The organism is Acinetobacter sp. IRS14 (assembly GCF_034650275.1).
Classification (GTDB): Bacteria; Pseudomonadota; Gammaproteobacteria; order Pseudomonadales; family Moraxellaceae; genus Acinetobacter; species Acinetobacter oleivorans.
Map to the genome: position 1 here is coordinate 74,605 of NZ_JAOVFN010000014.1, position 16,226 is coordinate 90,830.

General features: G+C 32.4%; 18 protein-coding genes and 1 pseudogene. 5 read left to right on the forward strand and 14 right to left on the reverse strand.

Translation table 11 applies throughout. The features are described from left to right. Positions 1–4: 4 nt before the first annotated feature. The 4 genes from ODQ17_RS13025 to ODQ17_RS13040 all read left to right on the forward strand — a co-directional run bounded on the left by ODQ17_RS13025 (position 5) and on the right by ODQ17_RS13040 (position 3,795). Positions 5–541, forward strand: coding sequence for a DUF3237 domain-containing protein (locus ODQ17_RS13025; RefSeq protein ID WP_322904170.1), 537 nt, complete (start codon positions 5–7; stop codon positions 539–541). A gap of 40 nt (positions 542–581) precedes the next feature. After that, positions 582–971 carry a PaaI family thioesterase gene (locus ODQ17_RS13030; protein ID WP_322904172.1) on the forward strand — a complete coding sequence of 130 codons (390 nt, stop codon included), beginning with the start codon at positions 582–584 and terminating at the stop codon, positions 969–971. Between the two features lie 32 nt (positions 972–1,003). Continuing rightward, complete coding sequence (locus tag ODQ17_RS13035; RefSeq protein WP_322904174.1) at positions 1,004–2,755, forward strand: tannase/feruloyl esterase family alpha/beta hydrolase; 1,752 nt, start codon at positions 1,004–1,006, stop codon at positions 2,753–2,755. A gap of 143 nt (positions 2,756–2,898) precedes the next feature. Next, complete coding sequence (locus ODQ17_RS13040; protein ID WP_322904176.1) at positions 2,899–3,795, forward strand: DMT family transporter; 897 nt, start codon at positions 2,899–2,901, stop codon at positions 3,793–3,795. Between the two features lie 15 nt (positions 3,796–3,810). Here ODQ17_RS13040 and ODQ17_RS13045 read toward each other — a convergent pair whose 3' ends face one another. After that, on the reverse strand, positions 3,811–4,881 hold the full coding sequence (locus ODQ17_RS13045; protein ID WP_322904178.1) for an AraC family transcriptional regulator: 1,071 nt from the start codon (positions 4,879–4,881) through the stop codon (positions 3,811–3,813). Positions 4,882–5,010: 129 nt separating this feature from the next. Between ODQ17_RS13045 and ODQ17_RS13050 the strand changes: the two genes are divergently transcribed. Further along, positions 5,011–6,471, forward strand: coding sequence for a coniferyl aldehyde dehydrogenase (locus ODQ17_RS13050; protein WP_322904181.1), 1,461 nt, complete (start codon positions 5,011–5,013; stop codon positions 6,469–6,471). A 45-nt stretch (positions 6,472–6,516) separates the two neighbouring features. On the opposite strand, the gene ODQ17_RS13055 is transcribed toward ODQ17_RS13050, so the two are convergent. The 13 genes and pseudogenes from ODQ17_RS13055 to ODQ17_RS13115 all read right to left on the reverse strand — a co-directional run. Continuing rightward, complete coding sequence (locus ODQ17_RS13055; protein WP_322904183.1) at positions 6,517–6,981, reverse strand: type II secretion system protein; 465 nt, start codon at positions 6,979–6,981, stop codon at positions 6,517–6,519. Between the two features lie 3 nt (positions 6,982–6,984). Then, positions 6,985–7,359, reverse strand: a complete 375-nt coding sequence (locus ODQ17_RS13060) for a type II secretion system protein (protein ID WP_322904185.1) — start codon at positions 7,357–7,359, stop codon at positions 6,985–6,987. 4 nt (positions 7,360–7,363) lie between these two features. After that, the gene (locus ODQ17_RS13065) at positions 7,364–7,825 is read right to left on the reverse strand and encodes a type II secretion system protein (protein ID WP_322904187.1); all 462 of its coding nucleotides are present in this window, start codon (positions 7,823–7,825) and stop codon (positions 7,364–7,366) included. Beyond that, positions 7,818–9,938 (reverse strand): hypothetical protein, encoded by a 2,121-nt coding sequence (locus ODQ17_RS13070; protein WP_322904189.1) that lies wholly within the window; start codon positions 9,936–9,938, stop codon positions 7,818–7,820. The genes ODQ17_RS13065 and ODQ17_RS13070 overlap by 8 nt, the downstream gene beginning before the upstream one ends. 43 nt (positions 9,939–9,981) lie before the next feature. Beyond that, positions 9,982–10,515, reverse strand: coding sequence for a hypothetical protein (locus tag ODQ17_RS13075; protein WP_322904190.1), 534 nt, complete (start codon positions 10,513–10,515; stop codon positions 9,982–9,984). Then, positions 10,505–10,966 (reverse strand): hypothetical protein, encoded by a 462-nt coding sequence (locus ODQ17_RS13080; RefSeq protein ID WP_322904192.1) that lies wholly within the window; start codon positions 10,964–10,966, stop codon positions 10,505–10,507. The genes ODQ17_RS13075 and ODQ17_RS13080 overlap by 11 nt, the downstream gene beginning before the upstream one ends. Next, a complete protein-coding gene (locus tag ODQ17_RS13085; protein ID WP_322904195.1) occupies positions 10,959–11,381 on the reverse strand; it encodes a hypothetical protein in 423 nt (140 codons plus the stop codon). Before ODQ17_RS13085 ends, ODQ17_RS13080 begins: the two co-directional genes overlap by 8 nt. After that, on the reverse strand, positions 11,369–12,031 hold the full coding sequence (locus ODQ17_RS13090) for a hypothetical protein (RefSeq protein WP_322904197.1): 663 nt from the start codon (positions 12,029–12,031) through the stop codon (positions 11,369–11,371). Before ODQ17_RS13090 ends, ODQ17_RS13085 begins: the two co-directional genes overlap by 13 nt. Next, on the reverse strand, positions 12,015–13,451 hold the full coding sequence (locus ODQ17_RS13095) for a GspE/PulE family protein (RefSeq protein WP_322904199.1): 1,437 nt from the start codon (positions 13,449–13,451) through the stop codon (positions 12,015–12,017). Before ODQ17_RS13095 ends, ODQ17_RS13090 begins: the two co-directional genes overlap by 17 nt. Continuing rightward, complete coding sequence (locus tag ODQ17_RS13100) at positions 13,448–14,623, reverse strand: type II secretion system F family protein (protein WP_322904201.1); 1,176 nt, start codon at positions 14,621–14,623, stop codon at positions 13,448–13,450. The genes ODQ17_RS13095 and ODQ17_RS13100 overlap by 4 nt, the downstream gene beginning before the upstream one ends. 1 nt (position 14,624) lies before the next feature. After that, positions 14,625–15,107, reverse strand: a complete 483-nt coding sequence (gspG, locus tag ODQ17_RS13105; RefSeq protein ID WP_322904203.1) for a type II secretion system major pseudopilin GspG — start codon at positions 15,105–15,107, stop codon at positions 14,625–14,627. A 249-nt stretch (positions 15,108–15,356) separates the two neighbouring features. Further along, a complete protein-coding gene (locus tag ODQ17_RS13110; RefSeq protein WP_322904207.1) occupies positions 15,357–15,704 on the reverse strand; it encodes a hypothetical protein in 348 nt (115 codons plus the stop codon). A gap of 88 nt (positions 15,705–15,792) precedes the next feature. Continuing rightward, positions 15,793–16,226, reverse strand: a pseudogene (locus ODQ17_RS13115) (hypothetical protein); the annotation flags it as partial.

Consider the following 16,226-nt stretch of genomic DNA (forward strand, 5'->3'; position numbering starts at 1 on the left):
CATCATGAAGAAAGTTGTAACGCTACTCTGCGGAATTTGTCTCATTGCCCTGACTCATGCCGAAACGCAATATAGCCCGCCACCTATTCAGCTTGAGCCTTTAGCAAAATTCAGTGTTGATCTAAATGCGCCGGTTTGGGAATTAGGCACCACCAGTGATGCTGGTAAACGCCGAATTATTCCCATTACTGGTGGAACATTTGAAGGCAAATCCCTTAAGGGCCGCATTTTAAATAATGGTGCTGATTGGCAAATCGTTGACAGTAAAGGACTAGCCATTATTGATACACGATATTTGTTAGAAACCGATGATGGTGCACTTATTTATCTTCAAACCAAAGGTTACCGACATGGCTCAGCCGAAACACTAAAACAGCTTGCTCAAGGCAAAGATGTTGACCCGAAAAATTACTATTTCAAAATTACCATGCAGTTTGAAACCAGCTCACCTAAATATGCATGGCTTAACCAGACCGTTGCAGTAGGTAGTGCAATGCGCTTGGGCAAAGCGGTTATTTATGATGCCTATACGGTGAAATAATAATTTTTATAACACTTACAAAAAGAATGGACCCTTCATTATGGATCAAAAAACTTTAGAGCACTTACCGCCCATCCATCACCATTTGGGTGGACATAATATCCATTGGAATAAAGAAAACACTGAACTTACCATCCATTACACAGCGCTAGAAAGCTTTACCAATCCACGCGGCACCGTTGAAGGCGGCATGATCTGCGCCATGCTTGATGACGTGATGGGGCTTTTTGCATTTCTTGCAAATGACAGTAAACCCGCCACCACCATCAATTTAACGATGGATTTTTTAAGGCCCTGTGCTGTGGGTGAAGTCATTACAAAATGCCGATTCATTAAACAAGGCAAAACCGTACTGAATCTCGAAAGTGAAGCTTGGCAAAACAACAAAATGATTGCACGAAGCACAGCTAATTTTCTGGTTTTAGATTAATTACACCATTCATTCAATAAGGATATGAATAAATGAATTACACCAACAATAAACGAATTTTGACCCACTCCGCTTTAGTACTTGCCATGCTTGGTTCTTTGGCAGGCTGTGGAAGTGATAGTGATGACACAACGTTTCCCTCAACAACGAAACCACCTCAGTTGTCTCCTGCTGTGGGCGTAAAAATGACAGGAAGCTGTACGGACTTACTCGGATTTCAATACAACAATACGGTCATTAGCTCCTCCACTCTTCAAGAGGCAGGCACATTAACTGTCGCCAATAAACCGATTGGCGCTCATTGTTTGGTTAAAGGTTATATGGATCAACGCATAAGCCCTGTCGATGGACAAACCTATCAAATTGGTTTTGAAATGCGCTTACCAATAGACTGGAATGGCCGTTTTCTCTATCAAGGCAATGGTGGAACCGATGGTAATTTAGTCCCTGCAACAGGTCAGGTTGGTAGCGGTGGACCACTCACCAGTGCTCTACACGATGGTTTTGCGGTTATTTCCTCCGATGCTGGACATAATGCTTCACAAAATCCAATGTTTGGTTTAGACCCTCAAGCCAGAATCAACTATGGCTACGGTGCGATTACCAAACTCACGCCTATGGCAAAAAACCTAATTAAAGCCGCATATGGTAAATTGCCAGACCGCTCCTATGCAGGCGGCACATCTAACGGTGGGCGTCATGCCATGATTGCTGCAACCCGTTTGGGCGACCAATATGATGGAATTTTAGCAAGTACACCAGGTTTTCACCTACCTCGTGCAGCCGCGGCTCAACTCTACACAGCGCAGCAGCTTCGCCGTGTCGCAACAGATGAAAATGATCTAAGCACCGCACTTACTCTTTCAGAGCGTAAAGTATTAGCAAAAGCGATTTTAGATCGATGCGATGCTTTAGATGGTGTTGCAGATGGCTTGGTGCAAGATGTCGAAGCTTGCCGTACTGCTTTTGATATTCACAAAGATGTACCCGTTTGCTCAAGCACAAGAGATGGTACATGCCTAAGTACCCAACAAATTGATGTATTAGCCAATATTTACCGCGGTCCTGTAACTTCTGCTGGGCAAGCCCTCTATGCAACCCAGCCTTTCGATCCTGGCTTAGTGGGAAGCAACTGGGCAAGCTGGAAATTCGAATCTTCGGTGGGAACAGCGCGTGACCCAGTTGCAGTCGGCATTCTTTTTCAAGTCCCACCTGACCCAACCGTGACTCGAAACTCTAGACAATTTGCCTTTAATTTTAACTTCGATACCGACTATCCAAAACTCTCGGCAACCAATAATGTGTACACAGAAAGTTCGATGTCATTCATGATGCCACCCGATGAACTTAATCTGGATAAACTCCGCAATCACGGTGGAAAAATGATTGTGGTACAAGGCACAGCAGATGGCGTTTTCTCTGTAGATGACACCCAAAATTGGTACGATCAACTACTACAACACTATAAAAATGATGCAAAAGGTACAGCGCCTGAATTCGCACGTTTCTTTAGAGTTCCGGGTATGAACCATACCCGTGATGGCATTGCGACCGACCAATTTGACGCATTGACTGCTTTAGTTAATTGGGTGGAATATGGGCAAGCACCTGACAAAATCATTGCGACTGCACGCGGCGCAGGTAATCCGAGTGGTCAAGTGAATACTGAACTTCCACAAGACTGGGCACCAGACCGTACCCGTCCACTTTGTCCTTACCCACTGATTGCTCGTTACAATGGTCAAGGCGATAGCGAAAAAGCCGAAAACTTTAGCTGTAAATAGCACCCTAAAAATTAAAAGAGAGCTTAACAGGCTCTCTTTTTTCATTGTCTTAGGCTTAACTATTGAATCATTATCAAATGATATTTCATCCAATGCCTGCATCACTGCTAAGATAACACCGAAAGCCAAAAACTCATTTCTCTATGCAAAATCAGACTGCTCCAAATCTCCCCTCTACACAACTTGGAAAAGCACTGCTTTGTCTTATGACATCGGCATTATTATTTTCCATTATGGGAGTGTGCATTCGTTTTGCTTCACAAACGGTCGACAATGCAACCGTCGTATTTTTTAGAAATGCTGTAGGTTTATTTATTTTTATTCCAATACTGTTTAAACAGGGTTTAGACTTTATTAAAACCGATAAACTCTGGATGCACACGTGGCGAAGCCTAGTGGGGCTTGCCGCAATGTATGGTTTTTTCTATGCCATTGCGAACTTAAAACTATCGAATGCTATGGTTTTTAGTTATTCATCTCCTATCTTTATTCCACTTATTGCATGGCTTTTCTTAAAAGAAAAAATTACCAAATCGATGATTTTTGCCGCTGTCATTGGTCTAGTTGGGGTTTTATTTGTCGCTAAACCCGACCAAGGTTTATTTAATGCACTATCTTTTATTGGCTTGGGTGCATGCTTTTTATCAGCAATGGCTTTTGTCACCGTAAGAGCTTTAACCAGTACAGAGCCGCCTGAACGTATTGTTTTTTACTTCTGTATTTTTGGTAGTTTAATTTCCTCTATTCCGATGTTCTGGCATTGGCGTATTTTCACTTGGCACGAATTAAGCCTACTGATTACCGCAGGACTTTTAGCTAATATTAGTCAACTATTTATGTCTTATGCTTATAGCCTAGCGCCAGCAGGACAAATTGGTCCCATGAATTACATTGCCATTATTTTTGCAGGAATATGGGGATTTGTTTTTTGGCATGAATTACCGGATCTGTTTAGCATTATCGGTATATTTATTATTTTATTTGCGATTTTGCTCTGCAATCCATTTTTGCAGAAAAAGTTACTTTCTCGATTTAAGTAGCAGCCAAACTTGATTTTAATTTTGGTACTGTATTCGATACTCATTTGGTGAAATGCCCGTCCAGTGACGATAGGCTTTTCGAAAGTTAGAAGTGTCCGAAAAGCCAATTCTTTCGGCAATTTCATCTACGGTTAAAGTTGTTTCTCGCAAATATTCATCCGCAAGACGGCGCCGAGTCTCATCTAATAACTCCTGATAAGTTAAATCAAAACTTGCCAAGCGCCGATGTAAGGTCCGCTTTGACATATGTAAGCGTTCGGCCATTTCTTGAGCTGATGGAAAAAGCCCTGTTCCATCCAATAATATTAAACGGATTGTTTTCACCAACTCAGGCTCCTCAAGTTCAGCAGCACCTAGCATCCGCTCACAAAACGATTTACACATATCAGCGGTAATCGGGTTGGCATTTGGGCAAGGTACATCGAGCCACTTCAAATCAAAGTGCCATTGCATCACCCCAGCATTAAACTGAACAGGACAATGAAAAACTTTTTCATATTCTTCTGCATAGTCAGGCGCTGGGTATGGCAATAAAAGCTTCTTCGCTTGAAATGGTCCTTCAAGCACACGTTCAATTAAGGTTTGCATGGAGCTAAACCAAAACTCGCACACTAAAGGTAGAAGCTTACCAAGCGCAATAATGTCCTGTCCTTCAAAAACAGCAACATCATCTCGAATATAAAATGACTTCTTTAAAATAGGCCCTGCAAGCTTAATATGTCGGATGCCAAGCTCGACCGCTTGTCTAAAATTACGAGAAGAGTAAAGCGCGTAACCATACACCCCAAAATCAGACAATCGCTGCTTTTGTCCTGCGCGTAGTCCAATTAAAGGATCGTGAGATAGTTTTTGAATATTTTGAAATAGCTGAATTTTTTGGACTTGAGAAATATATAAAGAGGATTGATTCATCGTATCGGGCGAAATATTTGTGCCAGTCAGAACTTCTGATATTGAATGGCCTTGCGAACCCATTTCATCAAATAAACTGGTCAAACCTAGCAAATATGTATTCGAACCTAAGGATGTATTATCATAATTTCCTTCAATAACACTATTTGCATTTTTATAAGTATTTCTAGGCATTTAACTCACACCATCCCTAGAGTGACGTGCATAATGGCACTAAACTACCTCTTGTTGTCTCAATTTAACATCGACCATACGACGCTTCAAGCATAAAGTATGATAAGCAAAAGTATGGAAGGAACAATAATGGAAAGCTCCACTTTAAAAGAATATAGCGGTTCTGCCACCGAACATATGGAACTTATTTTTTCCAAACAACGTGCCAATTTTGAGGCAGATCCCTACCCAAGTCTTGAAGCACGCCGCACAAAGCTACATCAACTCAAAAAACAAATTATTCGTTATCAAGATGCTTTAGCTGCTGCGATTAATGCTGATTTTAGTTCAAGGTCACTTGATGAATCTAAACTACTAGATTTGCTTGGCTCTGTGTTGGAAGCCGATCATGCGATTCATCATTTACGCCGCTGGATGCGTCCAAGTAAACGCCGTACCGAGCTTTTATTTTTATCAAACCGTTTAAGTGTGCAATACCAACCTAAAGGCGTGGTTGGTGTGATTGTACCTTGGAACTTCCCCGTTTATTTAGCACTTGGCCCACTCATTGCTGCATTAGCTGCGGGCAACCGAGTCATGATTAAGCTGCCTGAAATTACACCGAATACCAACACAATGCTTCGACGCATGCTTGCCGAAGTCTTTAATGAAGATGAAGTAGCCGTGTTTGGTGAAGAAATTACAGACCCAGCAAGATTTACCTCTTTACCATTTAACCATATTGTCTTTACTGGCTCTCCTGCCATTGGCAAAGTCGTCATGCGAGCAGCAGCTGAAAATCTAACACCTGTTACACTAGAGTTGGGTGGTAAATCACCAGCTATTGTAAGCCGCAACTACCCGCTTGCTGACGCTGCAAAACGTATTACGCATGGTAAAGCAACAAATAGTGGGCAAATCTGTGTAGCACCTGACTATGCGTTGGTTCCGAAAGAAAGTATTGATGAATTTGTGGATGTTGCAAAATCCAGCTTTATAAAAATGTTTGGTCAAGACATTGAAAATAATGAGAATTACACATCTATTGTGAATGATCGTCATTTAAAACGGATTCAAGATATTTTGACCGATGCACAAGCAAAAGGTGCTCGTGTTATTCCTTGTGACACTTACAGCTTTGGCCAACAAGGCCGTAGAATGCCTGTACAGATTGTGCTGAATTGCACATCAGACATGCGCATTATGAAAGAAGAACTCTTTGGTCCTATTTTACCTGTCGTGGCTTATGATTCTTTAGATGATGCAATTACCTATGTGAAATCGGATGAACGACCTTTAGCTCTTTATTGCTTTACCCATAGTTCGGTAGAACGTGATCATATTTTACGTGAAACTCATTCGGGTGGCGTGACCATCAACGATTGGGGTTGGCATGTAGTCAACCATGATGCCCCTTTCGGGGGTATCGGAAACTCAGGCATGGGGTCATATCATGGTGAAGAAGGTTTCCGTGAACTTTCACATGCAAAAACTGTATTTATACGTCATCGGTTTTTCCCGACTCAGCTTTTCCACCCTCCTTATGGGACATTCCTACAAAAGTTAGCGATTCGCTTCTTCTTGAAAAAAGGTGATCCTAATATTAAATAAGGACGATAAAAAAGCCTTGTTATGAGGCTTTTTTATTAAACTTACTTAATATAAACAAAATTTTAAATCTGAATATTTTTTTGCACCGTTTAAGTAATAAAATTGATCAGGAAGTTTTTTTCTAATAATTTGATTTTGGGAAGAACTATAAAAACCAACAATTTCTCTATTTTCATTATATATATATATAAAATCTTTATTTGTAATAGGATCTAAAGAAATACTCCTAAGATATCTGACATCTTTAGTATATCTTGGATCTTTTAATAAATAATTTATTTCAGCTGGATAAGTTAATATACCATCAGGGGGATTTGTATAGAACATATTGATTGCTTTACAATAAGTTATAGCTATTCGGAAAAGTTCTTGTTCTGCTTCAGTTTGTCTTATCTTTGAATAAACTAAAATATTATTAGAAATAAAAATAGAAATGAAAATAAGTAAAATTAAAAACCATATATAGCTATATCCAGTTTCTCTTCTATTTTTATATAAGGATATTGACATATTTCACCAAGTTGAATAAGTTTGACCACTTGTAGAAACTTCAAAACTAGAAGAACTAACATCATAAACCCCTAGGTTTGGGTTATTTTCATAGTACGTTATCTTCCAATTCTTATTTTGAGTAATTGGATCTATTGGAACACTTCTAATATATTTTTCTTTAACTAGAATATCTAAAGTTACTGGATATACACCTTGATCAGCATAATAATGATCAATAGCAACTCTTAAAGAATTTAAATTATTTTTTAATATAGTTTCTTTACCTTTATCCAAACTAGTTAAATATTGAGGTAAAACAACTGACAACATTAAAGCTAATAAAGTTATTACAACTAACAATTCAACTAAAGTAAAACCAATATTTTTTTTTAACACAAAATCACCATTGACTATATTTCAATCCATTTGAACCTACTAACTGAGACATAGAAAAAACATCATATACATCTTCCTTATATTCTGGAAAATTATTATCAGTAGAATAACTCCGAAGTCCCCAAGGAGGGCTATTTTTTTGTGACTTATAGAATGGATCTTCAGGCATTCTACGTAAAAATCTCATTACTTTTCCATCTCTAGTAGATTCCACTCCCAACAAGATATGAAGATTAGGGGGATAACCGCTTTCAGTTTTATAAGCATTAGGAATTAAATTATTATCACTAGCTGCCTTATAACGATCAATCGCGTCTCTAATTTCTATTAAAGATAATTTTAGTTGTTTTTCCTTTTCATACTGTGCTAATAGCTTAGTTATTGGAAAAATAGAAGCAGCCAACATCCCTATTAAGCTCAAAGTTACTAATATCTCTATATAAGAAAAACCTTTTTTATTATTCAAAAGTAATATCCTTTTCTAAATTTAAATTAATCTCTTCTCCATCAACAATTGCTTTTTCAATTATAAATTTTTCTTTACTACCAGGCTTAGGAACTAAAGGCTTTAACTTAACAATAGCTAAATTAGTGCCAGTCCCATTATTTGATTCAAAACTTAAGATTTTTTTACTATCTTTTATTTCTTCTCCAATGAATTTTAATCCATCTAATTCATTTATATTAGAAATTTGCAAATTATCAGACAAGGAAGTAATTAAAGAGATTTTTCTAAAATTTAAAGGAGTATGCTGAATAGATAAAACTGCTTCATCTTTTTTAATATTTGTATTTGCACCAACTAAAAACATCTTAAATGGTAATTTTTTATTTTCACTCACATAAGCATTAGAATTTGTTTTTTCTAAATCTGAAGAAAGAATAGATTTATTAATCAAAGAGGTCTGTTCAGATACACGAAGTGGAGTTACAGAAATATCATTATTAGTACCAGAATAAAATGAAAGTACATCACTTTCAGGAGAATTAAATGGTTTAACCACATATGGAGTGATTAATAAGACAATTTCATTTTTAGTAGAATTATCTAAAGTATTAGAAAATAATCTACCTAAGATAGGAAAACGTCCAATCCCAGGAATATGTGAAGCTGAAGTTTTACTATCATCTCTTATTAAACCTGCAAGCATCTGGGTTTCACCATTTAATAATTGTAGTTTTGTAGATGTGTTACGTGTTCCAATTTGGTAAGCAAGCAATCCATTTTTAGATTTGATCTCTTTAATAATATTACTAACTTCAAGCTTTATATCAACATCTATTTGATTGTTTTTATTAATATTAGGTAAAATATCTAATTTTAGACCAACATCTAAGTAGCTGACAGACTCAGATAAAAAATTAGCGGACTCTCCAGTTGTTGTTGTAATAACAGGGACTTTATCTCCAATTAAGAAACTAGCAAGTTCTTTACTTTTAACACGTATACGAGGATTAGCTAATAAATTACTTTTAGTACTTGTTTGTTTTAAATTTAATGAAGCTATTGTGTCATTTGTAAGTAAACGTAAACTATTAGAGGAGAAATTCTTTATATCATTAATAGAAAATATACCTGAACCTCCAATTGAATTTAATAATTTCATATCAATTTTATCAGGAATTTCTAAGCCTAATCCCAATAGAGAGTCTTTTGATATTTCTAAAATTTCTATATTAAAAAGCACTTCTGGAGTATCAATATCTACACTAGCAAGTAATTTTTCTATACTATCAATTACTCCTTTTTTATCTCTTACAACTAAAAAATTTAATTTATTATCAGAGAATATAGATTTAGGATTATATAGTTTTTCAACCATATCTTTTGCTTTATCAACTGGAATTGAATTAAGATAAAATGTTTGAGTATAAAATTCATCATATATATTATTTTTATTCTCATTATTAGTATAAATTAAAAATGTTTGATTATTTAATTTTTTTAAATTCAACCCATTTGTTTTAATAATTAAATTCAAAACCTCAGATACACTTGTATTTTTAGCGAAAATAGTTACAGACATGCCAGAAACATCTGTATCTTTATCAATCACAAAATTTAATCCTGAATATTGCGATACTAAGTCTAAGACACCAATTAAAGGAGCTTTTTTAAATTCTAAAGAGATAGTTTTATCTAAACCACTTCCACCACTTATTTTATTATTTTTTAAATTAAAGTAGTAAAGATCACTTTTTAAATTAAGAGCATCAATATTATTAGGATCTAAAATTAATATTTTATTAATTATTTCTTTTGCTGGTAAATTTTTTTCTTTTAAAATAAGCTCTTTAGCTTGATTAAGCAATTCATTAACAATTAATTGTGATTGTATTTTTCTTCTCAAAAATAAAGCTTGCTTATTAGTACCATCTATTTTTAATACCTCGTTGATTTTCAACTCAGCTTCATCATATTTTTTTTGATCGATAGAACTCGCAATAGAATTCAAATTCAGATTCATTTTATTCTGAAAATCAATTACATCTGCAGGTTTTATGTTTTTACCCTCTTGAATTCTTTTCAATGGATTAGGCTCTTTTTGATAAAAGATTTGACAACCAGAAATACCCATAGTTAAAAAACTAGAGATAATAAAAAATCTAAATTTCATAAACTTATTTACTTACCGAATACTCTTTATTATTTACAAGATCAATTAAAGTAATATTGCTACTACCAACTGAAATTAGCTTAATATTATTATATATATCATTTATCTTAAGATATACATAATTATTATCAATTTCAAAAAAAAACGATAATTCACCTTCAGAATTAGCGACACCTATATATGAAATATTATGATTTGAATAATTTGAATTAGATAAATTCTGATATACTGGTATAGTATCTATAGTCTTGGGTAAAATTAACATTTCCTTTTTTAACTTATCTTTTTTAACCACTATATCAATATTTTTTTTCAATTCATCCTTTAATACTATAATGGAAGGTTCCCCATTTGAAAAAGCCCAATTTGTTGATAAAATCACTTTTTTTCCTACAATATTATTCGTCTTAAAAGATAACTCCTCCTTAGATTGCATACTAATCGCACCAATATTTAAGCTCTTAGAAAAATACTCAATTTGAATTAGAATAGTTAAAATCAAGAATAGAGATATATAAGATATATATTTATTTATCATAAGACTGTACCTCCAAAACAAGCCCTGTCTTATTAATTTCCTCAAAAGATAAATCTATTTTATTTATTTTCAATTTATCTTTATCACTCAAATCATTAATTTTAAAAATGAAATTCCTAATTTCATCTGTTGAACCAACCAAAGAAAAAATAAAATTTTTCTTGTTCATTATATATGATTTAATGTCTATATTGTTTTTTTCAGCTTCACTAACAATCAAACTATATAAATCAATATCTTTAGACTTTGGAAAAGATTGGTCTTTTATATCCATTACCTTATGATCAATTAACTCTTCATATTTATTTATTATTTTTATATAATTTTTCTTTATATAAATATTACTATAACCCACCCACACTATTACAAAAAAAAGCATTATAAAAAAAATAGCGTTACTGTATACCAAAGAGTTTATATACCATATTAGACGAAATTTTAAATTATTCATTTTTTTTCTCCAGCTCAAAATAATATAAATCTTTTTGTTTATTAACTTTTTTCAAAGTATATTTTTCTTTTACATTAGCCTTAAAAATATTAATATAATTCATATTTGTCGAGTTACCATAGACCACAATTAGCTTAGGTGTTAAAGATATTTTTTCTATAGAAATACCAATTTCTTTTTTCGCCATTATTTGATCTATTTCTTTATAAAAATCTAAAGATTGATTCTCATAAAAAGAAAGATCATTCTTTTTATCTTTATTTTCAATTAATTCACTATAACTCAACATTAATTGATCAGTTTTATTTTTATATTGAAATAAAAAATAAAAATTAACAATTAAAACAATACATAAAGATAAAACAAGAAATAGTGAAATATCTTTTTTTATTAATACTGGCTTTACTTTATACATTGTAAACTCATAATTTTAGGAAAAATAAGTTTATCACTATCAATTAAATAATCAAATTCCAATTCAAATATTTCAATATTTCTTAAAGCTCTTTTATTATGAAAGATATTTATATCAATTAATTTTTTTTCATAAAATTCATAATAATAAAAACTGCCATTAAGACTTAATATTTTTGACTCATTTAATTTCATTTTATTTAAAATTTCAATCACATCAAAATGCAATTCAAATCTCGCAAAATTCAAACTAAAAAAACAATTATAGATATCTTTATTTAAAGCAATAATAACAATTGGATTACCAAATCTTTGTTTACTACAAAAAAATTGATAATCACACTCATCAAAATTTAAATATTTCTTTGAAAAAATAGAATTAGATATTTTTTTTATTTTATCAACTGTTAAATAGGTATTAACAAATGGCAATACTGAAACTTTATAAAAAGAATTAGAGATATTTATTTTAAAGTAAAAAAAATATAAATTTTTTACTTTTAAAACATTAACAAAATACAGTTGCAAATTTTCCAAACCATTTTTTAAATCATATACTCCTTTTTGTTTAACTTTTTTATTAATAATATAAACCCAAAATAAAGAATCATTATCTATATAGATATGAATAATTTTAAAAAGATTCAGCATGAGTAACCCTATTAATTTCGTCCATAGTAGTTTCGTTATTATTGACCGCTTCAATGGCCTCCTCTCTAAGAGTCCGCATTCCATTTTTTTTCAAATAAGTTCTTATAGTTTTTATACTTTGATTTTCCAAAATCATTTCTCTTAGATAATCATCAATCATCATAATTTCCATAATTGCTTTGCGACCTTTAAATCCAGTAAAATGACATTCTTCACATCCAATTTTTTCTGTTATTTGTGCCATACAATATTTACATTTTGTTCTTATTAAACGTTGCGCAATTACACCATTTAAACAACTTAAGAATCCATACATATCAATATTCATATGTTTAAAACGCCCAATTACATCTAAAGCATTATTGGCATGTACAGATGTATAAACTAAATGACCGGTAAGTGAGGCTTGAATAGCTATTTCAGCTGTTTCTTTGTCTCGAATTTCACCAATTAAAATTGTATCAGGGTCATGACGTAAAATAGATCGTAAACCCTTAGCAAATGTTAACCCTTTTTTTTCATTTACTGGTATCTGTAAAGCATTTTCAATTTGATATTCAATTGGATCTTCAACTGTAATAATTTTACTATACCCATTATTATTTTCATTTAATAAAGCATATAAGGAGGTAGTCTTACCTGAACCTGTTGGACCAGTAAAAAGAATCATGCCATATGGTGATTTTGCTAATTTTTTTACAATTTCAAGGTTATTATCTTTAAAACCTAAATTTTCCAAGCTGATAGTTTCACTGATTGTATTTACTAAATTACTCTTGTCTAAAATTCTAAGTACAGCATCTTCACCATGCAACCCAGGCATAATTGATATTCGTAAATCTAACTCCTTGATGTCTATGAAGGTAGATAAACGACCATCTTGAGGAATTCTCTGTTCAGCGATATCTAAATTAGCTAATACTTTTAATCTTGAAATAAGCTGTTCACCAAATTTTTTATTTTCAATTTTTTTTAGCGTAATTAATACACCATCTAACCGTACTTTAATTATTATTGATTTTAACTTATTCTCAAAATGAATATCACTTGCTCCAAGACTAAAACTTTCTTTCAGAATATCTGAAAGAAAAGATTCAGTATTATTTTCACTTTGCTTTATGTCTTGTTGACTATAATTATCATTTTTATCTGAAAATTTATCTTTAATAGTTTCATAAAAAACATCTGAATTATGAAATTGACCTACTAAAAAATCTGTATCATCAAAATTTGATATCCAATTAATTAATTTTACTGTTGGTTTATTTTTAAATAAATAAAATTTAATATCATTTTTATAGACACAACATACTTCTTTTTCTAAAATTAGTTTTTCACTAATAATAGATGTATCTAACTCTATATTCGACAAGTGTTCGTTATCGAATATTTGATCAACAAAAATATTATCGTAATTCATTGTTGCACACTATTAGCTAAATCAAAAATTGGCATATATAATAAAACAATTATACCACCTATAAAAAAACCTATAATAATCATCAATATTGGTTCAATAATTTGACTAGCACGTTCAATAAAATTTTCTATCTCCATATCATAAAATTCTGATGATTGTTTTAGCATATTTATAATTTCACCATTTTTATCACCAGCACTCAATAATCTTGATGAAATTGGTGTAGTGAGTTTTGAGCTTATTAATGATGAGCTTAGGCTTTTTCCTTCAAGTATCATTGATCTAGCTTGTTGTATTTTTAGTTTATGCTTTTTAGTTAATGTTCCTTCCATTAGCGAAAATGCTTCTGTAACAGATGAACCTGATTCTAATAATAAAGCGAATCCTCTATAAAATCTTGATAATAAAAATTTTTCGCATATTTCTGCAGTAAATTTATTTAATTGAATAATTTTTAATAATAAAGCCTGTATCCCAACTTTATAAAAATAGAATCCAATTAATAAAATTGAGAATATGATACTAAAAATGAAAAACATTTTATAGTCATAAACAATACTACCAAATGATAAAAGGCTTCTTGATAAAAATGGCAACTCAACACTGACATCTTGATATATAACTGAAAATTTTGGAACAAGGTAAACTAGCAAAAATAATACTATCAAAAAAGATACTATAATAAGTACTACAGGATAAATAGAGGCGCTAATAACTTTACTTTTAATTTTATTTACATTTGACTCATAATTTATATAATTTTCTAAAGCATTTATTAATGTACCATTTTTCTCACTTGCAGCAATAGTTGCAATTAATAGACTAGGAAAATCATATTCACTTACATTCATTGCATTAGAAAAACTTTGGCCATCGTGCAGCCCTTCAAACAATTGCCTTACCATATCACTATAGTTTGTGTTATTTTCTTTCAAAATACTTAATGCTTCTGCTATTGAAATACCTGATTTTAGTAATGTCCTTATCTCATAAGCAAAAATGACATAATTAATCTTAGTACTCTTTCCTTGTTTAATTTCTTTATATTCAACTAATATTCCTTCTTTTTCTAATAAAATAATTTGTTCTAGTTCATGACTATTTTTAGAGGAAAAATTCTCACTAATCATTTTATTAGATTTAGAAATATATTTAACTGAAAACTCAGCCATTTTACCAATTACCTATATCTAAATTTTCGCCCTCACCGCCTATTTTTTTATCTTTACCAGTTGAGAAAACGTCATAATTTAAATTGAATTCACTGGGAACTCTATATTGGTAAGGCATACCCCAAGGGTCAAGTGGAATTTTCTTTATATATGGACCCTTCCAATTTTCACTATTCTCTCCTGCTTGTACAAGTACCTTTAATCCCTCATTACTGTTAGGAAATTCACCTACGTCTAAACGATATTGATCAATGGCCTTTGTAAATGCATCAACTTGGGCCTTTACTACAGTTGTTTCCGATTTATCTAAATTCTTAAATAAATTAGGCCCAATAATACCTGCCAATAGTCCAACGATCACTAAAACAATCATTAATTCCAGTAAAGTAAAACCATTTTTCTTATAAGCAATAAACAAATTGACCTCTAAATAAAACTTAATTATTTTAATCCACATTAAATAAAATTTACTATATACCGTCAAGCTTTTTTCTTTTTCTTATACTTTTAATTCTGTTTTTTCTAAAATAAAAAACTTACATGATCATTTTTTATACTTTACATTTATAATCCACTAAAGAATATCTTATATAAGATTCAAGCAAAAATAAAACTTCGTCTCTTTAGCTTAAATTATTTAAAATTTCTTTCTACATCTTTTTTCCAATTATAAAATTAAGGCCTAATTTTTAATTAGGCCTTAAACTATTGTACTTATTAATTAGTAGCTAAATTAATCATAATACCCTTCTACAAATACTATAACTGATTCAACTGGTAACATTGGCTCTTCCTCATAATTGGGTTCATAAAGACCGATCCCCAATTTAAATGATGTTAATCCATCCTCATCAATAGCAATATCTTTATCTAATGTAGCCATTAACTTGTAAGCTTCAGATGCAGGAAGCTTAAACAGTTCTATTCCTTTAAAAACAACTTGGGCAGGCTCATAAAACTCTAATGCTATAACTTCATCTGTACTATCATAATATATATTAATCCCAAGTTCATCGTAACCGTCAGTAGCAGACTCGGAATAAGAATTCCGTCTAAATACTCTAGGTTCATACCCGGACATAAGCTTTCTTACTTCTTCCCGTTTCATACCAAACTTAATTAAGCCAGCACCAACATATGGAGTTATTTCAAACATTATTCTATCTCAGCTATTTTTTAAGTGATTGATTATTTAATAAGTGGTCTGTATACAATCGCATTTGATACATCTGTCCATCATATTTAGTTCCAAATGTTGATTGTATATCATCTATATCCATCCGTTGAGCTTCTTTAAATTTTCCTTGTTCAATAAGTTTCTTCTGCTCAGCACGATAAGCTTTTGCCTCTTTAGATGATCCCCAACTTTTTGTTTTTTGATGATCCGCTTTAGACATGGATATCGCAGGTCCTTTCCCTGTAGAAAATGGACTAACCGCATTTGCTGGCATATGATGCGCTTCATTACCAGCCACACCTTTCACTGTACGATGTGCGCCACCCAGCTCTCTTGCTTTAGTTACTGTCTTTGTTGTTGCAGCCGCCCGGACTCCCCATCCTAAGCCCGTAGCGCCTGGCGTTACTGCCCCAACAGCATCTGCAC